21 protein-coding genes are annotated in these 23,546 nt (G+C 62.6%); 15 read left to right on the forward strand and 6 right to left on the reverse strand.

Translation table 11 applies throughout. The annotated features are described in order from the left end of the window. Window positions 1-176: 176 nt before the first annotated feature. Window positions 177-1,220 (reverse strand): LacI family transcriptional regulator, encoded by a 1,044-nt coding sequence (locus tag JQK88_RS24255; protein WP_203279667.1) that lies wholly within the window; start codon window positions 1,218-1,220, stop codon window positions 177-179. Between the two features lie 394 nt (window positions 1,221-1,614). On the opposite strand from JQK88_RS24255, the gene JQK88_RS24260 reads away from it, so the two are divergent. From JQK88_RS24260 to mgrA, 7 genes are all read left to right on the forward strand, one after another. Then, window positions 1,615-2,853, forward strand: coding sequence for an ABC transporter substrate-binding protein (locus tag JQK88_RS24260; protein ID WP_203279668.1), 1,239 nt, complete (start codon window positions 1,615-1,617; stop codon window positions 2,851-2,853). Window positions 2,854-2,935: 82 nt separating this feature from the next. Next, entirely contained in the window at window positions 2,936-3,829 is an 894-nt protein-coding gene (locus JQK88_RS24265; RefSeq protein WP_203279669.1) for a carbohydrate ABC transporter permease, read from the forward strand. Continuing rightward, window positions 3,822-4,757 (forward strand): carbohydrate ABC transporter permease, encoded by a 936-nt coding sequence (locus JQK88_RS24270; protein ID WP_192259201.1) that lies wholly within the window; start codon window positions 3,822-3,824, stop codon window positions 4,755-4,757. Before JQK88_RS24265 ends, JQK88_RS24270 begins: the two co-directional genes overlap by 8 nt. Window positions 4,758-4,762: 5 nt before the next feature. Then, window positions 4,763-5,857, forward strand: a complete 1,095-nt coding sequence (locus tag JQK88_RS24275) for an ABC transporter ATP-binding protein (protein ID WP_203279670.1) — start codon at window positions 4,763-4,765, stop codon at window positions 5,855-5,857. Between the two features lie 77 nt (window positions 5,858-5,934). Beyond that, entirely contained in the window at window positions 5,935-6,681 is a 747-nt protein-coding gene (locus tag JQK88_RS24280) for a sugar phosphate isomerase/epimerase family protein (RefSeq protein ID WP_192259199.1), read from the forward strand. Window positions 6,682-6,692: 11 nt separating this feature from the next. Further along, on the forward strand, window positions 6,693-7,835 hold the full coding sequence (locus JQK88_RS24285) for a Gfo/Idh/MocA family protein (RefSeq protein ID WP_203279671.1): 1,143 nt from the start codon (window positions 6,693-6,695) through the stop codon (window positions 7,833-7,835). A 57-nt stretch (window positions 7,836-7,892) separates the two neighbouring features. After that, window positions 7,893-8,939 (forward strand): L-glyceraldehyde 3-phosphate reductase, encoded by a 1,047-nt coding sequence (mgrA, locus tag JQK88_RS24290; protein WP_203279672.1) that lies wholly within the window; start codon window positions 7,893-7,895, stop codon window positions 8,937-8,939. Between the two features lie 83 nt (window positions 8,940-9,022). Here the strand turns inward: mgrA and JQK88_RS24295 are convergent, their stop codons facing one another. Beyond that, window positions 9,023-10,114, reverse strand: coding sequence for a S1 family serine peptidase (locus tag JQK88_RS24295; RefSeq protein ID WP_203279673.1), 1,092 nt, complete (start codon window positions 10,112-10,114; stop codon window positions 9,023-9,025). Between the two features lie 401 nt (window positions 10,115-10,515). Between JQK88_RS24295 and JQK88_RS24300 the strand changes: the two genes are divergently transcribed. Continuing rightward, the gene (locus tag JQK88_RS24300; protein WP_203279674.1) at window positions 10,516-11,595 is read left to right on the forward strand and encodes a trypsin-like serine peptidase; all 1,080 of its coding nucleotides are present in this window, start codon (window positions 10,516-10,518) and stop codon (window positions 11,593-11,595) included. Between the two features lie 475 nt (window positions 11,596-12,070). Here JQK88_RS24300 and JQK88_RS24305 read toward each other — a convergent pair whose 3' ends face one another. The 3 genes from JQK88_RS24305 to JQK88_RS24315 all read right to left on the reverse strand — a co-directional run bounded on the left by JQK88_RS24305 (window position 12,071) and on the right by JQK88_RS24315 (window position 15,494). After that, window positions 12,071-12,781, reverse strand: a complete 711-nt coding sequence (locus JQK88_RS24305) for a DUF4760 domain-containing protein (RefSeq protein ID WP_203279675.1) — start codon at window positions 12,779-12,781, stop codon at window positions 12,071-12,073. Beyond that, window positions 12,778-13,170, reverse strand: a complete 393-nt coding sequence (locus JQK88_RS24310) for a hypothetical protein (RefSeq protein WP_192259193.1) — start codon at window positions 13,168-13,170, stop codon at window positions 12,778-12,780. The genes JQK88_RS24305 and JQK88_RS24310 overlap by 4 nt, the downstream gene beginning before the upstream one ends. 104 nt (window positions 13,171-13,274) lie before the next feature. Continuing rightward, window positions 13,275-15,494 (reverse strand): caspase family protein, encoded by a 2,220-nt coding sequence (locus JQK88_RS24315; protein ID WP_203279676.1) that lies wholly within the window; start codon window positions 15,492-15,494, stop codon window positions 13,275-13,277. 230 nt (window positions 15,495-15,724) lie between these two features. Here JQK88_RS24315 and JQK88_RS24320 point away from each other — a divergent pair, with 230 nt between their 5' ends. After that, on the forward strand, window positions 15,725-16,129 hold the full coding sequence (locus JQK88_RS24320) for a Fur family transcriptional regulator (RefSeq protein ID WP_203279677.1): 405 nt from the start codon (window positions 15,725-15,727) through the stop codon (window positions 16,127-16,129). Window positions 16,130-16,334: 205 nt separating this feature from the next. Here the strand turns inward: JQK88_RS24320 and polA are convergent, their stop codons facing one another. Continuing rightward, window positions 16,335-19,283 carry a DNA polymerase I gene (gene polA, locus JQK88_RS24325; RefSeq protein WP_203279678.1) on the reverse strand — a complete coding sequence of 983 codons (2,949 nt, stop codon included), beginning with the start codon at window positions 19,281-19,283 and terminating at the stop codon, window positions 16,335-16,337. A 441-nt stretch (window positions 19,284-19,724) separates the two neighbouring features. Here polA and JQK88_RS24330 point away from each other — a divergent pair, with 441 nt between their 5' ends. The 6 genes from JQK88_RS24330 (at window position 19,725) to JQK88_RS24355 (ending at window position 23,245) form a co-directional block, all read left to right on the forward strand. Then, window positions 19,725-21,110 (forward strand): M20/M25/M40 family metallo-hydrolase, encoded by a 1,386-nt coding sequence (locus JQK88_RS24330; protein ID WP_203279679.1) that lies wholly within the window; start codon window positions 19,725-19,727, stop codon window positions 21,108-21,110. An 80-nt stretch (window positions 21,111-21,190) separates the two neighbouring features. Further along, window positions 21,191-21,811 (forward strand): ribonuclease D, encoded by a 621-nt coding sequence (locus JQK88_RS24335; RefSeq protein WP_192259189.1) that lies wholly within the window; start codon window positions 21,191-21,193, stop codon window positions 21,809-21,811. 90 nt (window positions 21,812-21,901) lie between these two features. Further along, the gene (locus tag JQK88_RS24340) at window positions 21,902-22,108 is read left to right on the forward strand and encodes a hypothetical protein (protein WP_192259188.1); all 207 of its coding nucleotides are present in this window, start codon (window positions 21,902-21,904) and stop codon (window positions 22,106-22,108) included. Between the two features lie 107 nt (window positions 22,109-22,215). Beyond that, window positions 22,216-22,470, forward strand: coding sequence for a GlsB/YeaQ/YmgE family stress response membrane protein (locus tag JQK88_RS24345; RefSeq protein WP_112562748.1), 255 nt, complete (start codon window positions 22,216-22,218; stop codon window positions 22,468-22,470). 79 nt (window positions 22,471-22,549) lie between these two features. Beyond that, window positions 22,550-22,696 carry a hypothetical protein gene (locus JQK88_RS24350; protein ID WP_023686592.1) on the forward strand — a complete coding sequence of 49 codons (147 nt, stop codon included), beginning with the start codon at window positions 22,550-22,552 and terminating at the stop codon, window positions 22,694-22,696. Window positions 22,697-22,864: 168 nt separating this feature from the next. Next, window positions 22,865-23,245 (forward strand): hypothetical protein, encoded by a 381-nt coding sequence (locus tag JQK88_RS24355; RefSeq protein ID WP_112562746.1) that lies wholly within the window; start codon window positions 22,865-22,867, stop codon window positions 23,243-23,245. The last annotated feature ends 301 nt before the right edge of the window (window positions 23,246-23,546 follow it).

Here is a 23,546-nt window from a genome sequence, read left to right on the forward strand (position 1 = left end):
GAATAAGTTTATCCACGGACGGTCTCCCTTGATGAGATCTGCAACGACCTCATTCTGGCACATCACGATGCCGTCGGGGGCCGTCCACCCCAACACGTACAAAAAGTACGCTCCGCTCCGGTTCTCGGTATCAGTCATTTTCGACTCGGCCTGACCTGCCTCTCAGGTAGCGCCAGTCAGCCTCGATAAGCGACCACGTCGCCCGGCTTGACCACGGTCTGCAAAGACCCGGGTGCCGCGCCGCCTATCCAGCCCAGCACGGCGCGGGCAAGCTCGGTGCCCGCCAGGCGGAAGTCTTCGTTGACGATCAGCAACTCCCGGCGGAACAAATGCAGCAGTTCCGAGGACTGTTTCGAAACCACATCGACGTCGCGGCCGAGTTTCAGGCCGGCATCCTCGATACCGGCGACGATGGCTAGCGTTGCCGCGGCGGCGCTGCTGACGAACCCATCTGGCCTGACCTCGCGGCGCATCAGCTGCGCGGTCCGCGTCCTGATCTGATCGATCGACTGGTCGATTGAAACGGTGTTGAACGGCACTTCGCTGGCGTCGACCTCGCCCAGCGCATCGACAAAGCCGTTCACCGTGTGGCCGTAATAGGTGAGCCCCACAGGCGGTGTCACCAGCGCCAGCCGGCGCCGGCCGATGCCGGCTAGATGGCGCACCGCCTCGGCGGCGAAGGCGTAGTTGTCGAAGTCATGATAGGGGTGGACGAGCCCCATATCGGTGCGGCCATGCGTGGCAAAGGGAATGCCGCGCTCCAGCATGTAGCGGGCGCGTGGGTCATTGGGCTGCGTGCGCGAAATGATGACGCCGTCGGCCGATCCCGTCTCGACCAGATACTTCACCGGATCCAGCGGATCCTGCGAGCGCGAATAGGGCGTGACGATCAGGTGATAGGGCGTGTCGGCAATGACCTCCGAGACACCGTAGATGATGTCCGAGACAAAGCTCATGATCTCGCGCTCGGTGTTGAGCACGAGGCTGATGACATTGGTCTTGCCGGTCCGCAGGCGCACGCCGGCACGGTTTGGCCGGTAGCCGATCTGCCTGGCGACGAGCTGGACGCGCCGCCTGGTCTCGGCGCCGATCTCGGGCGCATCCTTCAACGCACGCGAGACGGTGGTGACGCCGAGCCCGGTCATGAAGGCAAGCGTCTTCAACGTCGGGCGCTCATGCGCCGACGCGTCGTCGTCCTTGTCCGTCTGGTCCCTGTCCATTCGTCCCGCCCCGTCAGGCGCATAGCAGCCGCCGGCTCTGCCGACAATCGCCTCCATGACGATGTGGCACGGCAGTTCACCCGCTGAGCGTCAGTATACTGAAACGTTACAGATTGCCAATCTTGCCACCGCACGCCGCTTAATTCATGGTTCTGGCCGGGATTTCAGGCCCGGACCAAGTCGCGCGAGAAACGAGGCTCGAAGTGGATTTCTTGCACTGCAGCATGAATTCGCGGCGCAACAACCGCTTTTGCACGGAGTTTGCCGGCTTGCACGCAAGGAATTTGTTCGCGCCTCGAAAAATATTGAACCGCTTTTCTCCGAGGGGGTTGCGCGCACCGCACAATTGCCGTATCGAAAATCTGTAACGTTTCAGATTCTGGGAGGAACCGAAATGCGCTATAAACTTTTGACCGCTGCTTTTGCCGCGACGGCCGCTCTGCAGTTTGCCGGCCCGGCAGCCGCGACCGACCTGGAAGTCACCCATTGGTGGACGTCGGGCGGCGAAGCGGCAGCGGTTGCGGAATTCGCCAAGGCCTTCGATGCTACCGGCAATCACTGGGTCGACGGCGCCATCGCCGGGTCCGGTGGCACGGCCCGACCGATCATGATCAGTCGCATCACCGGCGGCGATCCGATGGGCGCCACCCAGTTCAATCACGGCCGGCAGGCGGAAGAGCTGGTGCAGGCCGGCCTGATGCGCGACCTCACCGATATCGCCACCAAGGGCAAGTGGACGGAAGTCGTGCGGCCGAAGAGCCTACTCGACAGCTGTACCATCGATGGAAAGATCTATTGCGTGCCGGTCAACATCCATTCCTGGCAGTGGCTATGGCTGTCGAACGAGGCCTTCGAGAAGGCCGGCGTGCCGCTGCCGAAGGACTGGAATGAATTCGTCGCCGCCGCACCGGCGCTGGAAAAAGCCGGCATCATCCCGCTCGCCGTCGGCGGACAGTCCTGGCAATCCTCCGGCGCGTTCGACGTGCTGCTGGCGGCCGTGGGCGGCACCGACGCATTCCTCAAGGTCTACAAGGACAAGGACGCCAAATTCGCCGCCGGCCCCGAGATCGCCAAGGTCTTCAAGGCCGCCGACGATGCCCGCAAGATGGCCAAGAACACCAATGTGCAGGACTGGAACCAGGCAACCAATCTGGTCATCACCGGCAAGGCCGGCGGCCAGATCATGGGCGACTGGGCGCAAGGCGAATTCCAGGTTGCCGGCAAGGTCGCCGGCAAGGACTACACCTGCCTGCCGGGCCTCGGCCTGAACGAAGTCATCGCCACCGGCGGCGACGCTTTCTACTTCCCGCTGCTCAAGGATGCCGACAAGTCCAAGGCGCAGGAAGTGCTGGCCGAAACACTGCTCGACCCCAAGACGCAGGTCGCCTTCAACCTTAAGAAGGGCTCGCTGCCGGTACGCGGCGATGTCGACTTGAACGCCGCCAACGACTGCATGAAGAAGGGCCTCGCCATCCTCGCCAAGGGCAACGTTATCCCGTGGACGGACCAGTTGATGTCGCAGGACACCCAGAGGCAGAAGGAGGACCTCTTCGCCGAATTCTTCGCTAAGCCGGACCTGACCGTCGAAGACGCGCAGAAGCGCTTCGCCGACCTCATCGCGGCGGCAGACTGACGTTGGAGACAATCCCCCTCGCTCCCGGCCTTGCCACAAGCAGGGCCGGGACCGCACCGCCCTTACCCAGCCGGCTGACGAGATGAGCAAGAGCGAACGCCCCAACCCGCTGTTCCGCAACCTCAATGCGAAGGTCGCCTCGATCCCGATGATCCTCACAGCGTCGGTGGTCTTCGTTGGCGGCACGTTGTGGACCGTGCTCTATTCCTTCACCAATTCGAAGCTGTTGCCGCGGCTGAATTTCGTTGGGCTCGATCAGTATTACCGGCTGTGGGCGACGCCGCGCTGGCTGATCTCGATCGAGAACCTTCTGATCTACGGCGCGATCTCGCTGGTGTTCTCGCTGGTCATCGGCTTCCTGCTTGCGGCACTGCTCGACCAGAAGATCCGCTTCGAGGACACGTTCCGCACCATCTTCCTCTATCCGTTCGCGCTTTCCTTCATCGTCACCGGCCTGGTCTGGCAGTGGCTGCTCAATCCGGATTTCGGCATCCAGCATGTGGTGCGGGATCTCGGCTGGACGAGCTTCAGCTTCGACCCGCTCTATAACTCCAGCATCGTCATCTACGGCATTTCGATCGCCGCGCTGTGGCAAGGCACTGGGCTCATCATGTGCCTGATGCTGGCCGGCCTGCGCGGCATTGACGAGGACATCTGGAAGGCGGCGCGAGTCGACGGGATCCCGATGTGGAAGACCTATCTGTTCATCGTCATTCCGATGATGCGGCCGGTCTTCATCACCACGCTGGTCATCATCGCTTCCGGCATCGTCAAGGTCTACGACCTCGTTGTCGCCCAGACCAGCGGCGGTCCGGGCATCGCCTCCGAAGTGCCGGCCAAATATGTCTATGACTACATGTTCTTCGCCCAGAATCTCGGTCAGGGCTTTGCCGCCTCGACCATGATGCTGCTCTCGGTGGTGATCGTCGTCGTGCCGTGGGCCTATCTCGAATTTGGAGGCCGGAAGCGTGGCTGACCAGGCCGTCTCCTTGCCCGCCGGCGCGGGTGCCGTCGGGCGCGAAGCCTTGGGGCCGAGCGGACCAAAGCCGAGGCATGTCTTCTCGCGCCGCAACATCTTCCTCTATGGCACGCTGATCGTGATGGCGGTCTACTATCTGCTGCCGCTCTACGTGATGGTTGTCACTTCGCTCAAGGGCATGCCCGAGATCCGGCTCGGCAACATCTTTGCGCCGCCGCTCGAAATCACCTTCGAGCCGTGGGTCAAGGCGTGGGCGACAGCCTGCACCGGCCTCAATTGCGACGGGCTTTCGCGCGGCTTCTGGAATTCGGTGCGCATCACCGTCCCGTCGGTGCTGCTGTCGATCGCGATTGCCTCGGTCAACGGCTACGCGCTCGCCAACTGGCGCTTCAAGGGCGCCGACACGTTCTTCGTCATCCTGATCGTCGGCGCCTTCATCCCCTATCAGGTGATGATCTATCCGATCGTCATCATCCTGCGCGAGATCGGCCTCTATGGCAGCCTGAGCGGGCTGGTGATCGTGCACTCGATCTTCGGCATGCCGATCCTGACGCTGTTGTTCCGCAATTATTTCGCCTCGATGCCGGAAGAGCTGTTCCGCGCGGCGCGCGTCGACGGCGCCGGCTTCTGGGGCATCTTCCTGCGCATCATGGCGCCGATGTCGCTGCCGATCTTCGTCGTCGCCATCATCCTGCAGGTCACCGGCATCTGGAACGACTTCCTGTTCGGCGTCGTCTACACCCGCCCCGACACCTATCCGATGACGGTGCAGCTCAACAACATCGTCAATTCGGTGCAAGGCGTGAAGGAGTACAACGTCAACATGGCCGCAACCATCCTGACCGGCCTTGTGCCACTCATCGTCTACTTCATTTCCGGCAAGCTTTTCGTGCGCGGCATCGCCGCCGGCGCGGTGAAAGGGTGATGGCGATGACGGCAGCCAACGGCACCAGCGTTTCGATCCAGGACCTGTCGCTGAATTTCGGCTCTGTGTCGGTGCTGCAGACGCTCAACCTCGATGTCGCCGAGGGCGAGTTCATCGTACTGCTCGGTCCCTCGGGCTGCGGCAAGTCGACATTGCTCAACTGCATCGCCGGCCTGCTCGACATCTCCGAAGGCCGCATCTTCATCAAGGGCAAAAACGTCACCTGGGAAGAGCCCAAGGACCGCGGCATCGGCATGGTGTTCCAGTCCTACGCGCTCTACCCGCAAATGACGGTGGAGAAGAACCTGTCCTTCGGCCTGCGCGTTGCCGGCGTGCCCAAAGACGAGATCGCCAAGCGCATCGCCCGCGCCGCAGAAATCCTGCAGATCGAGCCGCTGCTGCAGCGCAAGCCGGCGGCATTGTCCGGCGGCCAGCGCCAGCGCGTGGCGATCGGGCGGGCGCTGGTGCGCGACGTCGACGTCTTCCTGTTCGACGAGCCGCTGTCCAATCTAGACGCCAAGCTGCGCGCCGAGCTGCGGGTCGAGATCAAGCTTCTGCACCGCAATCTGCAGAACACCATGATCTACGTCACCCACGACCAGATCGAGGCAATGACGCTGGCCGACCGCATTGCGGTGATGAAAGGCGGCGTCATCCAGCAGCTCGACGCGCCGCAGACGATCTACAACCGGCCGGTCAACCGCTTTGTCGCCGGCTTTCTCGGCTCGCCGGCGATGAATTTCCTCGAAGGGGAACTGGAGGCCGGTCCGACGTTCAAGACGGACGGTGTTTCGGTGCCGCTTGAGCGCTATGCCTTTGACGGTACGGAGCGCCCCACCGGCGCTTGCGTGCTCGGCATCCGGCCCGAACACATCGCCTTCGGTGACGCGGCGAAGTCGATGCCGTTTTCCGCCAGCGGTTCCGTCGAGATCGTCGAGCCGATGGGTTCCGACACTCTGGTGTGGACCAAGCTCGGCGGCCGCAACCTTTCGTTCCGCGTCGAGGCGGAACGGACGCTGCGCAGCGGCGATCCGGTCCAATTCGGTTTCGATCCGGCGCGCGCCTCGCTGTTCGACGCGGCGACCGGCAATCGGCTGTAATTTCTAAAAATCATTCCAATCACATCCCCTCAAGAACGATCCCCCAAGACCCACCACCCAAGAAACGGATAAAGACGATGAACTGGTCATTCCAACTCTACAGCGCCCGCAATTTCCTGCCCTGGGACGGCATCCTCAAAATGCTGGGCAAGGTCGGTTACAAGGAAGTCGAAGGCTTTGGCGGGGTCTATGACGACCCCAAGGCGTTCCGCGCCGAACTCGACAAGAACGGGCTTGCGATGCCGACCGGGCATTTCTCGATCGATGCGCTGGAGAACGACTTCGACGGCGTGCGCAAAACGGCCGACGCGCTCGGCATCACGCTGGTCATCTGTCCTTATCTCGTGGCCGAACAGCGGCCGGCCGATGCTGCCGGCTGGCGCGGCTTTGGCGAGCGTCTGGCCAAGGTCGGCGAAACGGCAAAAAAGGCCGGCTACGGCTTTGCCTGGCACAACCACGATTTCGAGTTCAAGAAGCTCGCCGACGGCTCGGTGCCGCAGGACCATATCCTGTCGGCCGCGCCTGACATCGGCTGGGAGATGGACGTCGCCTGGGTGATCCGTGGTGGCGTCGATCCGTTGCCGTGGATCGAAAAGCACGGCAAGCGCATCAGCGCCGTTCATGTCAAGGACATGGCCAAAGCAGGCGAAGGGCTTGATGAGGATGGTTGGGCCGATGTCGGCCACGGCACCATTGACTGGGCCGGCCTGATCAAGACACTGCGCGCCAAGAGCGCGGCCAAATATTACGTCATGGAACAGGACAACCCCAACGATATCGAGCGCTTCGCCAGCCGCTCGCTCGCTTCCGTCAAGGCTTACTAGGAACAATCATTATGGCAAAGAAACTGGGTATCGGCGTCATCGGCTGCGGCAACATCTCGAAGGCGTATTTCTCGCTGGCGCCGCTGTTTCGCGGCATCGAGATGCGCGCTTGCGCCGACATCAACATGGACGCGGCGAAGGCACGGGCGAAAGAGTTCAAGCTGCGCGCCGAGACTGTCGACGAACTGCTCAAGGACGACGAGATCGACATCATCGTCAACCTGACCATCCCCGCCGTGCACTACGACGTGTCCAAGCAGATCCTCGACGCCGGCAAGCATGTCTATTCGGAAAAGCCGTTCGTGCTGTCGATCAAGGAAGGGCTCGATCTGAAGAGCCGCGCCGAGAAGAAGGGTCTGCGCATCGGCTCGGCCCCGGACACTTTCCTCGGCGGCGCGCACCAGCTGGTGCGCAACCTCATCGACAATGGCACGCTGGGCAGGATCACCAGCGGCACCTGCCACGTCATGGGTCACGGCATGGAGCACTGGCACCCCAATCCGGATTTCTTCTTCCAGCCGGGTGCGGGTCCGGTGCTCGACATCGGACCGTATTACATCACCAACCTGATCCAGTTGATCGGGCCGGTGAAGCAGGTGGCGGCCGTTGCGACGACCCCTGCCAAGGAACGCACCATCAGCTCAAAGCCGCGTGCGGGAGAAAGAATCCCGGTCAACACGCCGACGACCATCCATGGTCTGCTCGAGTTCGAGAATGGCGCGGTGATCACGCTCAACACCAGTTGGGACGTTTGGGCCCACGGTCATGCGCCGATGGAACTCTATGGCGAGGCCGGTACGGTGTATGTGCCGGATCCGAATTTCTTCGGCGGCGACGTGCGCATCACCGAGGCTGCCAAGCCGATGAAGAAACTGCCGAAATGGAAGCATCCGTTCGGCGTGCCGAACGAAATGCACGGGCAGGGCATGATGGCCAATTACCGCACCGCAGGCCTTGCCGACATGGCGCTGGCAATCGCCGAGGGCCGGCCGCACCGCTGCTCGATGGAACTGGCACTGCATGCGGTCGACGTCATGACCGGGCTGTTGCGGTCGGGCGAGACCGGCAAGTTCGTCGCCATGCAGACGACCTGCGAGCGGCCGGCTGCACTCGGCGTCAAGGACGCAAAAGGGCTGTTGGCGAAGAAGAAATGAGGTAGAAGGGTGTCGGCGCGCTCGCGCCGACACCCATTCAATCCAGGATATGTACCCATGCGCTGGCAGCCGGCTGAAAACCGCTATGAGAAAATGGTCTATAACAGGTGCGGGCGATCCGGCCTGAAGCTGCCGGCGATCTCGCTCGGCCTGTGGCACAATTTCGGCAACGACACGCCGCACAAGACCAAGCAGGCGATTGCGCGCAAGGCCTTCGATCTCGGCATCACCCATTTCGATCTCGCCAACAATTACGGCCCGCCGCCCGGCTCGGCCGAGATCGCCTTCGGCGACATATTGCGCACCGATTTCGCCGGCTATCGCGACGAGCTGATCATCTCGACCAAGGCCGGCTACGAGATGTGGGCCGGTCCTTACGGTGAATGGGGCAGCCGCAAATATGTGCTGGCCAGCCTCGACCAGAGCCTGAAGCGGATGGGGCTCGACTATGTCGACATCTTCTACTCGCACCGCTTCGATCCGGATACGCCGCTGGAAGAAACGATGGGCGCGCTCGACCATGCGGTGCGTTCGGGCAAGGCGCTCTATGCCGGCATCTCGTCCTACAATTCGCAGCGCACGCGCGAGGCGGCCGACATCTTGAAGCAGCTCGGCACGCCCTGCATCATCCATCAGCCGAGCTACTCAATGCTCAACCGATGGGTCGAAGAGGACGGGCTGCTCGATACGCTGGAAGGGCTCGGCGTCGGCTCGATCGTGTTCTCGCCGCTGGCGCAAGGCATGCTGACCGACAAATATCTCGGCGGCATCCCCGAGGGCAGCCGCGCTGCCCAAGGCAAGTCGCTGCGTCCCGCCTTCATCAACGACAAGACCATCGCCAACATCAAGGCGCTGAACGCGATCGCCGGCAAGCGTGGCCAGACGCTGGCGCAGATGGCGCTGGCCTGGGTGCTGCGCAAGGGCCGGGTGACCTCGGCTCTGATCGGCGCCAGCCGGCCGGAACAGGTCGAGGACTGCGTCGGTGCGCTCAAGGTGCTCGAGTTCAGCGACGGCGAGCTCGCCGAGATCGACACTTACGCGCGCGAGTCCGACATCAATCTGTGGGCGGCTTCGGCAGAGCGCAAAGGCCCGCCGAGGAAGTAAGCACAGCCGGCAAACGATACGAATGAAAACGGCGGGAGGATCCCGCCGTTTGCGTTTTCATGAAACGATGAACCGTTCTTGCCTCAGGGCTTCTTGGCGGTGCCGAGACCAGCCTTGGGCGCTGCCCCGGCGGCCGGAGCGGGGGTCTTCATCTTGGCTTCGATCCAGCCGGTGTAGTTGGCCAGCCGCGTGTAGATGCCGTAGGCGTTCTTGTGGCCGCAGGCGGCGGTTCCGTCGGACGGACCTTCGCCCCAGCTGACGACGCCGACCTGGACCGGACCGTCGGCGCCGGTCATGAACAGCGGCCCACCGCTGTCGCCGTTGCAGGCGTCGCGTTCGCCGCTGTCGGTGCCGGCGCAGATCATGTTGTTGGTCAGCGGATCCGACATGTCGGCGGCAATCGCATTGGCAGCGGCATCGATGCCCTTTTCCGAATAACGCATGCGGTGCGAGAGGTCGCTGAGCGCCGCCTTGAGGTCGCGTGCATAGATCGACTTGATGCCGCTGTTGCAGGCAGCGCTCGGCTCGAGATCGAGATCGGCGACCATCAGCGCGGTCGGGAAGGTGCCGTCCTGCATCTTGCCCCAGCCGATCACAGTGGTCTTGCCGCTGTCAGGCGTCGGCTCATTGGTGATCTTGATGACCGGTGCGTCAGCCGGCTCGGCCAGCCGGAGCAGGCCGAGATCATTGTCCAGTGTCTGTTCGCTGTAGTTCTCGTTGACGATGACCTCGACCACCTTGTAGCGCTTGCCTTCGGTGAGATAGGTGGCGCCGGTTAGCACGGTCACCGTCTCGGGCGAAATCGGCCGGCCCTTGTCGTTGAGGCAGTGCGCCGCCGTCAGCACCCATTGCGGCGCGATCAGGCTGCCGCCGCAGAATTGCGCATTCGGCTGTGAGGCCGGGCTGGGATCCAGCCGGGCGGTGGTCAGCAGCGCGACCTGGAATGGATAGGCGCCCTTGTCGGCTTCCTTGCCGCCATAGACGCGGTCGGCGCCGTCGGGGTTCTCGGCCTTGGCTTTGTCCCGGGCTTCGGCGACGCGTCGCATCGGCGAGACCGCCGCTTCCGGCCTGACGGCGGCGTCTGCCGCATGCAGCGCGTTGACGGCGGGAAAAGCAGCCGCGATGCCCAACAGCGATGCAGCGGCGAGCGGCCTGAACCGATGGAAAATGTTCACCTTGAAACCTCCTGAGATGAAAATTGGCGGGCGATGCCAAGCTAGCGCAAAATCAGCCTGGGCGAACCGGTACGCCGCTCCACCTTGCGCCATATCGAACGGCGCGCGAGCGGTCATAAAACCGAAACACCACTTTTGCTAATCGTGCCCCGCCGGGCAGAGCCCACCCAAACCCTATAGCCCCCCACGGGCTACGTGGAAGCGATTTGTCATTGCCAATGTTGGATTATTTTAGGCAGTATATCGACGCGGATGCGTTTGGCGGAGGACTTTAACGAGGCCGTTCGGAATGATGATCCGACACGGGCGGGTAACCAAACTGATTTTTTAATGCCACCACGATCTCGACAATATTTCTGTATTTTGATCCACTCCTTGCTGACTTTTGGGAGAGTCTCACCATGACAAAACTGACAAGCACTATCATTGCGTCCGCATTGCTATCCACCGCACTGTGGGCGATGCCCGCCTTCGCCGCCGATCCCGGCTCCGCGAATACCGGCAACGGCGAAAGCATGCGCGATGTCGGGACGGGCGACTACCAGCCTGGCCGGGCAAAACCGATCGCGCCGCCGAAGCTGACCGAAGACGAAGCCAGCCGGGCAGCGCCGCTGACCGACGAGGCAACGGCGGTCAAATCCTATGGCATCGTCGGCCGTTCCGCGGATGGCAAGGACATCAAGATCGATGCCGGCGAGGCGCTGAAGGACCTTGTCATCAAGGAACTGAATGCGCCGGCCAACGCACCGAATGCCGACAAGACGGGGCTGACGGGCGGCGACGAAGCCGGCCGCCAGGTGTTCGGGGCAGACGACCGCGAGCAGATCAAGAACACCAAGACCTACCCGTTCACCGCGATCGGCTATATCGAAGGCAAAGCCAAGAGCGGTTATGGCAGCTGCTCCGGGACCTTGATCGGTCCGCGCACGGTGCTCACTGCCGCGCATTGCCTCTACAGCAATGAAGACAAGGCCTGGCTCGACGACGTCATCTTCGTGCCGTCGCTCAACGGCAACACTGCAGACGATGCGCCGTTCGGCGCTTTCAGCTATGAGAGCGTCTATATCCTGCAGGGCTTCATCGACAATTATCAGGGCTACTACGGCTCGGTCATTCCGTGGGACCTCGGCATCATCACGCTGAAGCAGGATATCGGCACCAATCTCGGCTGGCTGGGTTATGCCAACTATGAGGATCTCGGCGATTTCACCGCCAACATCATCGGCTATCCCGGTGACAAGCCGATGGGCACGATGTGGAAGGCGACCTGCGAGGTGCACGCCGAAAACATCGGCGTGGAGTATTTCCAGTACGACTGCGACACCTATCCGGGGTCGAGCGGCAGCTCGGTCTACGCCTATGACAATGGCGCCAAGCAGCGCGTCGTCACCGGCGTAAACGTGGCTGAAAGCCCGAATGCCAACACCGCCGTGCGCCTGAACGCCGCCAACGTGCAGTGGATCAACAGCCTGTACAAATAAGGCCCGATCTTTCGCCGGCAAACAGCGGCGAGAACCGGCAATACCAAACCGGCGACGGGACCTTCCGTCGCCGGTTTTTTGTATCGAAATCGCTCCCTTGCACAGTTTTGCGGCGGCGCTTACGCCAGGCGATCCAAGGGGTTGGGAACGATGGCGCGGGCAGGAATGATCTTCGGGGTCAGGGCGATGGCGGCTGCATCCATGCTGGCCGCACTGACATGCTTTTCCGCTATGGCCGATCAAGGTGGGGCATTGCCGTTGCCGAGATAGCCGCGAATGGTGCGCAGCGTCACCCGCCTCTGCCAGTCCCAGATGCGGATGGTCTTGTCGTCCGACGACGAGACCAGCCGTCCGGCGTGAAGGCAAGGTCGGTCACCCTCGCACTGTGACCGCCGGTGTTGAGATCGAGATGGAAATCGAGGTCTTCGGCACGCGCGGTCGACGATAAGAGCTGCCCGGCACCTTCGTTGCGCCGCTATTTGGAGTCAGCGGGAGGCGAGCCGTGGCGCACATAGTTCTCGATCGCCTGGGCATAGTTCGCGGAACCGGTCTTGCGTTCCTTTTCTATGTAGCCGGCAAAGTAGCTCCAGAACGACACCGCATAGTCGCGGAAATAGGCGTCGGCAACATCGCGCGAGCAGAGCTTTCCCTCGACACAGATGGAGAGACGGTTGAGGAAATAGACGATGCGGTCGAAATTGTCGTTGAAATCGGCGATCGGCATGGTGCCGCCCCCGGCCGTCATTGCCTCGATGCCGATGCGTTGCCGGAACACCTGTTCCTCGGTCGGCGACGGCGTGGCGCTGATCAGATTGTCATATTTGGCGTTGAGCGCCGCCAGCCGCTCCTTGAGCGCGCGTTGTGCCTGCTGAAAATCCTTGCTTTCCCAGAGCTCGACCAGCGACATCGTCTGTTCGACACGCTTCTGTTCCTGGTTTGCCAGAAACTGGAAGACCGAGAAGGCGAGGGTGAAGATGATAGCCAGCCGCACGGCGAGGCCCGACCAGGCATAGGCCAGCATGCGCCAGTCGCGGTCGGTGAACGGGTTGGATTCCTTCTTGATCTCGTGGCTGCTCGGCCACGGAAAACCTTCGGTGGTTTCCGGCAAGGTCTCCGGCTTCTTGTTCGATGCCGGCACCGGCAGGGCCGGCCGTTTTTGTGTTGCAGTGCCCCCCGGCTTTTTCATCCGCAGCTGTCCAGTTGGATGGTGGCGGAGGGATCGAGCACGATGCCGGGCGCCTCCAGTTTCTTTTTCAGGCAATCGAGCTGCGTGCGCGAAATCATGAACTGCACGTCCGGTTCGACAGCCGCCTTGTTGGGTGACGGCAAGGGCTCGACCACGCCGCGCGAGGCGCAGCTGGAGAGATCGACGACGACGGCCGTGCCGCCGGTCTTGGCGATCTGGTCATACTGGTCGAGAAAGCAGGTGGCGAGCTCGGAATTGGTGACGACCTGCTTGACGCACAAGCCGCAGGTTTCGTCCGCCGAGGCACTGGCAACCAGCAACAAGCCGGCGGCAAGGCCGGTGATCGCTGCACGCCAGGAAAGCACGGGGATAGTCACTGATGTCCTCATCTGTTGCGTTCCGCTTCGGCACATCGAGGCGCTTCGAACCGGGAAATGTTCATATATCACGGCCTTGGCGCAAGAGCCGACAAAGGATGTCGGTCCGTTGCAGCTCAGGCGCGCGGCACCGTCTCCATCGGGAAGATCATCACCGCGCCCTTTGGTCCGCTCTTGTCGGCAAGCCGCATCACCGAGCGCGTCGCCGGCGCCATGCCGATGTCTGCGAGCATGTCTGAGAAGCCCGGCGTCCCCGAGGCAGCCCGCGTCACGGCACGGACGCCTTCCTGGGCAAGGAAACTCAGATCCTCTTTTTCGCTCTGCGGCGGCGCCTCGGTCAGCACGGCAATCATCCGCTCCATGCCGAAGCTGGTGTCGGTGAAGGCGAGCAGCCCTTCCTTGAGGCCCTGGTCTGCCTGCTGGTTGATCGGCGCCAGCCGCTCGGAGACGATGTGAGTGATCGAATAGTCGCTGCCGATATAGAGCACGTTGATGTCGACGAACTCGTCGGACTCGTTCCTGGCCGCAATGTGCACCTGGTCGCCCGGCGAAACGCGCGGCACGGTCGACGATTCGATCGGCTCCATCGCGCCGCTGTCCTGGCGCTTGATCAGGAACTGGACGCTGACTTCGTCCGGCCGGTAGTCGGAAGCAGCGGCGAGCCGCGACAGGCCGGTGGCGCGGAAGATCGTGGTCAGGTTCTTGGCGGTGTTTTCCGCGAGTTTGTCGCGCCCATCCTGATGGATGACGATGCGCGGCGGCTTGCTGCCGTCCTTCAGGCTGATGTCGCCGGACGCCGGCAGGAACCATAGCGCCGGCTCGTCGGTCGCATCTGCGGCGGCGCCGGCGATGGACTTTTCGCGCAGCACCGCCAGTCGCAGATCGGCACTCTTGCCGGGTTCGACCAGCGCGATGTGGAAGCCGGAATTCGGCTTCGCCGCCAGTTCATCGAGAACCGAATTGACCAGCTCGGTTTCCTTTTCGAGCCCTGCGGTCGGCGCCGGCTTTGCCACCAGCAGCTTGTAGTCGACGGCAAGTTCGGCAACGCGTGCATAGGCGCCGGCGGGTACCGCTGTTGCCGCGAGCGCCGGCTTGCCGTCGAACTCGACCGGCTTGAGGTTGCTTTCCAGGTTCCTCGCCGATTGCACTTCGAGGTAGCCGACCGCGTCGGAAAGCTTCGACAGCGCCGAAGGCAGGATGGCGAGCTTGCTGCCGGGGGTGAGACCCTGCAGCAGCCCTGCGCCGATCGCAACATCGCCGTCCTTGACGGCAATCGGCCATTGCATGACGGCGTCGGTCTTGTCGGTGCCGAACACGCGGGCGTCGAGTTCGCCCTCGAACAAGGGCGTCGGCCTTGTGCGGCCGTCGGCCGAATATTGCTGCAGCACGGCCTGGCCGAGCTGGCGATAGGTGACGTTGGGGTTCTCGGCCAGCTTCGACAGGATGGTGAAGGTGAACAGGCCAAAGCGCGGCGCGTCGGGCGTACCCTTGGGCAGCGGCATTTCCGGCGTCGTTTCGACCGTCTGCGCGGCATAGAAGGCAACCAGCTTGCCCCTGGCGATCGGCTCGGCGCCGGTCGGCGTCAGGTTGAAGGCCGGCTTGCGGGCGCCGTTCTCGTCGAAACCGCGCGATGCGCTGACCGAGATGTCGTCATAGGCCCTTACTGCCGCCGCTTTCGCCGCATCGTCGCCGCCGACCAGATCAGCGAATTCGACCTTGCGCTCCAGTTCGTCATCAACTTCCGCGGCACGCGTTGCAGTGCCGGAATGGCAGCAATCGAACACGACCCAGACAAAGGCGCCCTTGTCGCGGATGGCGTCGAGTGCCGCGCCGACCTCATTGTCGACCAGCGCGTTCGGCACGCCTTCCTCGCGGTTGATCCATTTGTCGATGTCGGAGGGCAGGAAAATCTCGTCGAGCCCGTCGGTCTCGTCACCGGCCCTGGCCTGCGGCTGCTGGGCGCCGTGGCCGGAAAGGTGCAGATAGACGAAGTCGTCGCGTTGCACCTTGCCGGCGAGATCGGCAAGGGCGGCCTTGATCGCCGCATGGGTCGGCGGACCGTTGGCGCCTTCGACATCCTTGGCGAGCAAGGTGACGTTCGCGGCCGAGAATTTCACCGGATCGGGCGTGTTCTTCAGGAGATAGTCGCGGACCAGCCCTGCATCGTTCTTGGGTCCGATCAGCCAGTTCTTCTGCGGCAGGTTGGGATAGTCGGTGCAGGCAACCAGCAGCGCATGATAGGTGCGCGAGGCGGCGAGGGTGCGGAACGAAACCGTACCGGCGGCCACAAGCGCCGACGTGCCGACGAGCAGCGTCCGTCGTGTCAATTTGATCATGATCGCTTCCCCAAGCCCGATCGAATTTCCAAGTGCGCTACCCCTCGTTGAGAATTTTGTCAGTATTTTGAATGTGGTTAGTGCCGTCAACCGGCGGTGGCGGTCCACGTGTCGATGGCGACAACGGAAACAGTGGCAAAAAGCCCGGTTCATCGCTATCTCAAGGGAATTGAGACCGCCGCATGACAGAAATGCCGTGCAGGCGGTGCGGAAAGATCGGAAACAGGATCATGGCGGCAAGGGATGTGCTGACGAAGAATCAACTGAGCGTGCTCGAGAAGCTCGAGGCCGCCAGCGGACCGCTCAGCGCCTATACGCTGCTCGACCAGTTGCGCGAGCGCGGTTTCCGCGCGCCGCTGCAGGTCTACCGCGCGCTCGACAGCCTGGTGAAGTCAGGCTTCGTGCACAGGCTCGAAAGCCTCAACTCCTTCGTCGCCTGCGCCGAGCCGCATGACCACAGCCACTCGATGACCGCTTTTGCCATCTGCGACACCTGCGGGCAGGTGACGGAGATGTCGGACCATGATGTCGACCACCAGCTGGATGAGTGGGTGCGCTCGACGGGGTTCGCCGCCAAGAAGGCGGTGATCGAATTTCGTGGGACGTGTGCGAAGTGTAGGGCTGAGGCTGCTTAAGACCTTCGCTTCGTAATCCTAGGGCGGAGTGAACGCGAAGCGGAACGGAGACCCTAGGATCCATTCCGTTACATTTCCGACGATTGCAGCGGTGCAGAACAAATCTCCACAGCCTCGACGCTCAGGCGTCACGGCATGGATCCTAGGGTCTGCGCCGCGTCGCTTCGCTCCTTGCTTCGCCCTAGGATGACGAAGCGGCCGAACGTCAATGCGCCTCGTCCCAGTTGTTCGCCGCCCGAGCATCAACGTGCAGCGGCACCGACATCGAGATTGCCGGCATCGGCGCGTTTTCCATCACGCGGCGCACCACGGGGATCGTCGCTTCGACTTCCGCTTCCACCGTCTCGAAGATCAGTTCGTCATGCACCTGTAAGAGCATGCGGGCGGAGAGGCCGGCCTTCTCCAGCGCTTCGTCCATATGCACCATAGCACGGCGGATGATGTCGGCCGCGGTGCCTTGCAGCCTGGCGTTGATCGAGGCGCGCTCGTTGAAGGCGCGGATCGACGGGTTTGACGATCTGATCTCCGGATAGTGGATGCGGCGGCCGAAGATGGTTTCGACGAAACCATGTTCGCGCGCATAGGCCTTGGTCGCCTCGATATAGTCGCGGATGCCCGGGAAGCGCTCGAAATACTTCTTGATGTAGGCGCCGGCTTCCTCACGCGGGATCGACAGCTGGTTGGCCAGCCCAAAGGCCGAAATGCCGTAGATGATGCCGAAATTGATCGCCTTGGCGCGGCGGCGCACTTCTGAAGGCATGCCTTCGACCGGAACGGAAAACATTTCCGAGGCGGTGACGGCGTGGATGTCGACGCCGTCGGCGAAGGCTTGCGTCAGCTGCGGGATCTCGGCGACATGGGCGAGCACGCGCAATTCAATCTGGCTGTAGTCGGCCGAGACCAGTTTCTGGCCCTTGTCGGCGATGAAGGCGGTCCGGATCTTGCGTCCTTCGGCGGTGCGCACCGGGATGTTCTGCAGATTGGGATCGGACGAAGACAGCCGGCCCGTCGTCGTCGCCGCCAGCGCATAGGAGGTGTGGACGCGTCTGGTGTCGGGATGGATGAAGCCGGGCAGCGCGTCGGTGTAGGTCGATTTCAGCTTGGTCAGCTGGCGCCAGTCGACGATCTTGCGCGGCAGTTCGTGGCCTTCGGCGGCAAGGTCTTCCAGAAGCTGCGCGGAGGTCGACCATTGTCCGGTCTTGGTCTTGGAGCCGCCGGGCAGGCCCATGCGGCCGAACAGGATGTCGCCGAGCTGCTTTGGCGAACCGATGTTGATGCGTTCGCCGATAAGTCCGTAGATTTCCTCTTCCAGCCGCGCCGCGCCTTGCGCCAGCTCGCCGGAGAGCCGCGACAGGATCTGGCGGTCGACCGAGATGCCGCGCTGCTCCATCCGGGCCAGAACCGGCACCAGCGGCCGCTCCAGCCGCTCATAGACCGAGACCAGGCCCTTGGCGGCCAGCCGCGGCTTCAACACCTGCCACAGCCGCAACGCCACGTCGGCATGGCCTGCGGCGTAGGCGGTCGCCCTGTCGATATCGACCTGCTCGAAACCGACGGAGCTTCTGCCGGAACCGGCGAGATCCTTGAGCGGGGTCGTCGCATGGCCAAGCCACTTGTCGGCAAGCGACGACAAAGTGTGGTGGCCGGTGCCGGCGTCGAGCACATAGGAGATCAGCATGGTGTCGTCGAAGGGCGCGATGTCGATGCCGTGACGGCTCATCACGACGATGTCGTATTTGGCGTCCTGGGCTATCTTGAGCACCGATTTGTCCTCAAGCAGCGGCTTCAGCAGCGCCAGCGCCTCGTGGACCGGAATCTGGTTCTCCAGCGCGCCGCCGCCGAGCAGGTCGCCTGCGCCGGTTCTGTGGGCGAGCGGCACATAGGCGGCGCGGCCGGGGCCAACCGCCAGCGAGAAACCGATGAGATCGGCCAGCATCGGGTCCGACGACGTGGTCTCGGTGTCGAAAGCGACGATGCCGGTCTCCTTGGCCTGGGCCAGCCATGTCTTGAGCATTGCCGTGTCGCGGATCGCGACATAGGCGGCCGGGTCGATCCTGGCGGCGGATGCCGCTTCGAGACGAAGTGCTGAAAGCAAGGAAGGGGTATCGCCAGCCTTGGCGGTATCGGCCTTGGCTTCAGCTTGTGCTGCTTCGTTGGCTCCGCCGCCCCGAGCAACTGCTGGTGCGCCGGACCCGACATCGGGGCCATGCGCGGTGTCGGCGCGTTCGACGGTTACAGCGACGGCCTGGACATCGCCGGCTTCGGTGCTGGTCGCTTCGGCCACGCGGCGGGTCAGCGAGGTGAATTCCATAGTCTTGAGGAAGCCGATCAGCTTCGGCCCATCCGGCGCATGCAGCACGAAATCGTCGAGCCCGTCGGTCACCGGCACGTCGTTCTTCAGCGTCACCAGCTGACGCGAAATGCGCGCCTTGTCGGCATTGGCGATGATGGATTCCCGCCTTTTGTCCTGCTTGATCTCGCTGGCACGGGCGAGCAGCCCGTCGAGGTCGCCGAACTGCTCCAGAAGGTGCGCCGCCGTCTTCGGCCCGATACCGGGCACGCCTGGCACGTTGTCGACGGAGTCGCCGGTGAGCGCCTGCAGGTCGATCATCTTTTCCGGCGGCACGCCCCATTTCTCGATGACTTCGGGGATGCCGATCTGGCGGTCCTTCATCGGGTCGTACATGCCTACCGTGGGGCCGACCAGCTGCATCAAATCCTTGTCCGAGGAGATGATGGTGGTGTCGCCGCCGGCCTCGCAGGCAAGCTTGCAATAGGTGGCGATTAGGTCGTCGGCCTCGAACCCTTCCATCTCGATGCAGGGCAGGTTGAAGGCGATGGTAGCCTGGCGGATCAGGCCGAATTGCGGGATCAGGTCTTCAGGCGGCGCGTTGCGGTTGGCCTTGTACTCCGGGTAGAGCTCGTTGCGGAAGGTTTTCGACGAATAATCGAAAATGACCGCGAAATGCGTCGGCACAATGCCTACATCGGTGTTGCGGGCGTCCTGCATCAGCTTCCACAACATGTTGCAGAAGCCGGAAACGGCGCCGACCGGCAGGCCGTCGGATTTGCGGGTCAGCGGTGGCAGTGCGTGATAGGCACGAAAAATGTAGCCGGAGCCGTCGATAAGGAAGAGATGATCGCCTTTTTTCATGCCGGCAGGGATAGCGCGGCAGGGCGGCGCGGTCCATGGCAAAGGCACGCTTCCAACAGGCGTTGCGGCGCCATCCTGACAGAGGCTGCCTGTGAATGCCTCGTTATGGACCTCGGCCGCTCACAACCATGTTACAAAAGTGTAATTTTCGTGCCCTTGAAACGCCACGTTCGAAGACACAAATACATGTCATCGGCAGTTTTCGCCGAGTCCGGAGCAAGGCCCGTCCCCCGCCTATCCCGGACAACTGCGGCAGCCTATCCCCCCTCTCCGGGCTGCCGCAACGTTTCGAGTAAAGGCCGCCGTGGTTCCCCCTCCACCACGGCGGCTCTTTTTTGCCTTTCAACAAGCAAATTCCAGCCTGTGGTCTAATGATCGCGGGCTTTTCGTTTTGATGCGCTGCCTTTACGGTCCCGGCACCGAAAAGAAAGGCCCGCAATAATGTCCACCATTTCCCCCGTCCTCGACCGTATCGATAAAAATCTCGACCAGAGCCTGGAGCGCCTGTTCGGCCTGCTCCGCATCAAGTCGATCTCCACCGATTCCGACTATGCCGCCGACTGCCGCAAGGCCGCCGAATGGCTGGTGTCGGAGCTCAAGCTGATCGGCTTCGACGCTTCGGTGCGCGACACGCCAGGACATCCGATGGTGGTTGCGCATCATGAGGGGCCGGCGGGTTCGCCGCATGTGTTGTTTTACGGCCATTACGACGTGCAGCCGGTCGACCCGATCGAGCTTTGGGAGAACGATCCGTTCGCGCCGACGGTAAAGGAGATCGAGCCCGGCCACAAGGTGATCACCGGGCGTGGTTCGGCAGACGACAAGGGGCAGTTGATGACCTTCGTCGAGGCATGCCGGGCGTGGAAGCAGGTGCATGGCAATCTGCCGTGCCGCGTCACCATCCTGTTCGAAGGCGAGGAGGAGTCAGGCTCGCCGTCACTGAAACCGTTCCTGGAGGCGAACGCCGACGAGCTGAAGGCGGATTTCGCGCTGGTCTGCGATACCGGCATGTGGGACCGCGAGACGCCGTCGATCTGCGTGTCGCTGCGCGGCATGGTCGGCGAGGAGGTCACCGTCAAGGCGGCCAACCGCGACCTGCATTCGGGCGCCTATGGCGGTTCTGCCGCCAATCCGATCCGCATCCTGGCGAAAATCCTCGCCGACATCCATGACGAGAATGGCCACATCACCATTCCCGGCTTCTATGACGGAGTCGAGGAGACGCCGTCGCAGATCCTGAAATCGTGGGAGACGCTGGGCGAAACCGCCGAGACCTTCCTCGGGCCTATCGGCCTGTCGATCCCGTCAGGCGAAAAAGGCCGCTCGGTGCTGGAGCTGACCTGGGCGCGGCCGACCGCCGAATTCAACGGCATTATCGGCGGCTATACGGGCAAAGGGTTCAAGACGGTGATCGCGGCGGAGGCGTCGGCGAAAATCTCCTTCCGCCTCGTCCACAAGCAGAATCCCGAGAAGATCCGCGCGGCGTTCCAGAAATTCGTCAGGGAGCGGATTCCTGGGGACTGCTCGGTCGAGTTCCATCCCCATGGCGGTTCGCCGGCGATCCAGCTCTCCTATGACTCGCCATTCCTGGCCAAGGCCAAGAACGCGCTGTCGGATGAATGGCCGAAGCCGGCGGTAACCACGGGCGCCGGCGGCTCCATTCCTGTGGTCGGTGATTTCCAGACCTATCTCGGCATGGAATCGCTGCTTGTCGGGTTCGGCCTCGACGACGACCGCATCCACTCGCCCAACGAGAAATACGAGCTGACCTCCTTCCACAAGGGCCAGCGCTCCTGGGCGCGCATTCTCGATGCGCTGACGCGCTGAAGCAGTGGGAAACCAGTTTCTGGTTGATTTTTCAGCGGATCGCGGCGAGGACGACCGTAAGCCGCGATCCGGAGAAGACAATGAGCGACATCCGCTTCCACAAGAACGATCTGCCCGACCTGTCCCACTACAATGTCGACGCAGTGGCCATCGACACCGAGACGCTGGGGCTGAACCCGCACCGCGACCGGCTCTGCGTGGTGCAGATCTCGCCGGGCGATGGCTCCGCCGACGTGATCCAGATCGCGCCCGGCCAGAAGAAGGCGCCGAACCTTGTCAGCCTGCTCAGGAACCGCGGCATCACCAAACTGTTCCACTACGGCCGTTTCGACCTCGCCGTGCTCTACAATGCCTTCGGCGTCATGCCGGAGCCGGTGTTCTGCACCAAGATCGCCTCGCGGCTGACCCGCACCTATACCGACCGGCACGGCCTGAAGGACATCTGCTTCGAACTGCTCGGCGTTGGCCTGTCGAAGGTGCAGCAATCGTCGGATTGGGCGGCTGAGACCTTGTCGCCCGAACAGCTCGAATATGCCGCGTCCGACGTGCTCTATCTGCACCGTCTGCGCGATGTGCTGGCCGGACGGCTGGCGCGGGACGGGCGCGCCAAGGAAGCCGACGCCTGCTTCCGCTTCCTGCCGACGCGTGCCAAGCTTGATCTGATGGGCTGGGGCGAAGAGGATATTTTTGCGCACAGCTGATGGTTCGGGCCCTTCGTTCCGCTGGAACCGGATGGGGGTGGCGGCGTTGTTCTGCGCATTCCGGATGGAAGTGCGACGAGAGGGGATGACATGGCAGACCGAAAGCCGATAGCAACCGCCCCGACGGACGGGTCCAAGGTCACTGTCCTGTGGAAGGACGGCGCCGGTGTCGTCAGCGAATCCGTCGGGCAGTACCGCGACGGCGCCTGGTGGGTCTACACCGACAGCGACACCCAGAAAAAGGTCGAGCCGACCAGCTGGCGGCCTGCCTCCAGTGACGATGACGACGACCCGTGAGCCCGCTGGCGGGTTGACGTGCTTTCGCATAGCGTGAAGCCGTTGAAAATGAGGCCGATTCGGGGCCGTCCGCTCCGCAGCTGCCTCTCATCCTGGAGGGACTCGCCATGGGCATCGAAAGCCTTCTCATCTTCCTGATCATCGGCGCCATTGCCGGCTGGCTCGCTGGCCTCATCGTCTCGGGCTTCGGCTTCGGCCTGATCGGCAACATCGTCGTCGGCATTATCGGCGCCTTGATCGCCGGCTGGCTTTTCCCAAGGCTCGGCTTTGCCATCGGCGGCGGCATTCTCGCTGCCATCATCAACGCCACGATCGGCGCCGTTATCCTGCTGGTGCTGGTCAAGGTCCTGAAGCGAGCATGAGGCTCGGATTTTTATCTAACGCAATTCCATGGAAAAGCGCTGCGCGCTTTCCCATGGAATTTTTCCAAAGGAGCGCGCCGTGAAGCAGAATACACTCTACCTTCTCGTCGGCGCGCTCGTTGTCGTGGTCATCGCGCTCGGTGCGTATGTTTATCACGAACAGACCAAGCCAAAAGGCGTCGAGCTCAAGATCGACGACAAGGGCATTTCGATCCAGCAGAACTGAGCCTGCCGTCGACGGCGGCGGGGCGCCGGCTGGCTGCATGTAAAAAGGCATTGGCGAGGTCTCCCGCGATTGCCCCGACATGGAATTCGAATGACGGATCGACGCTTCGGCGCTATGATGTCGATATAGGGCGTTTGGGGTCAACCAACCTATTACTAGGAGGTTGCCATGAAACACCAAACACTGGACCAACTGCATGCAGTGGCCGAGGTCAACACACAGCCGGTAATGAGTCGAACCCAACGTCTCGTACGTTGGGCCGAGCTTCTTGAACGTGAGCCCAGCCGGCTCCTGACCGCGCTCGCCGGGACTGAATACCGTGCCCCGCCGGAGCGCGATGTCATGCGAGGCGATGGCTCGCCGATAGCGGTTGCCTTCACGGACCCCATATTGCACGACGAAGGTCTGAAAGACGACAGCTATGGCGAAGCCAAGCGCTTCTTCGAGTTGACCGACCACCAACTGCACGAGATCGTCTGCTACTGCCATGTCGGCGAGGTTATGCAATCGTCCAGGGCAGCGCTCTCGGTTCGTGCGGCGATCGGCTGACGCATGTCCACCAGGTGATTACCTGGTGACGGGTGATTTTGGGGCGCGGTCGAACGCGAAGCTGCGACCATTTGCGATCGCGCCCCAACGCGGAACATGTCCGCGACTGCCTGGTCACGGCTGAGAATGGCTCGGGCCTTGCCGCCCGGACAAAATGCCACGCGAGGGCGATTGTCTTCGTTGGAAGTCGTTACCGCCGAGCCACCATGGACAATGCTCAATCGTCGCCGAGGCCATCCATCACGACACCGAAATCATTGCGCCCCGTGCGGTACTCAGCCGCTGGCCAAATGCTCCAACG

Source organism: Mesorhizobium caraganae (assembly GCF_016836705.1).
GTDB classification, from domain to species: domain Bacteria; phylum Pseudomonadota; class Alphaproteobacteria; order Rhizobiales; family Rhizobiaceae; genus Mesorhizobium; species Mesorhizobium caraganae.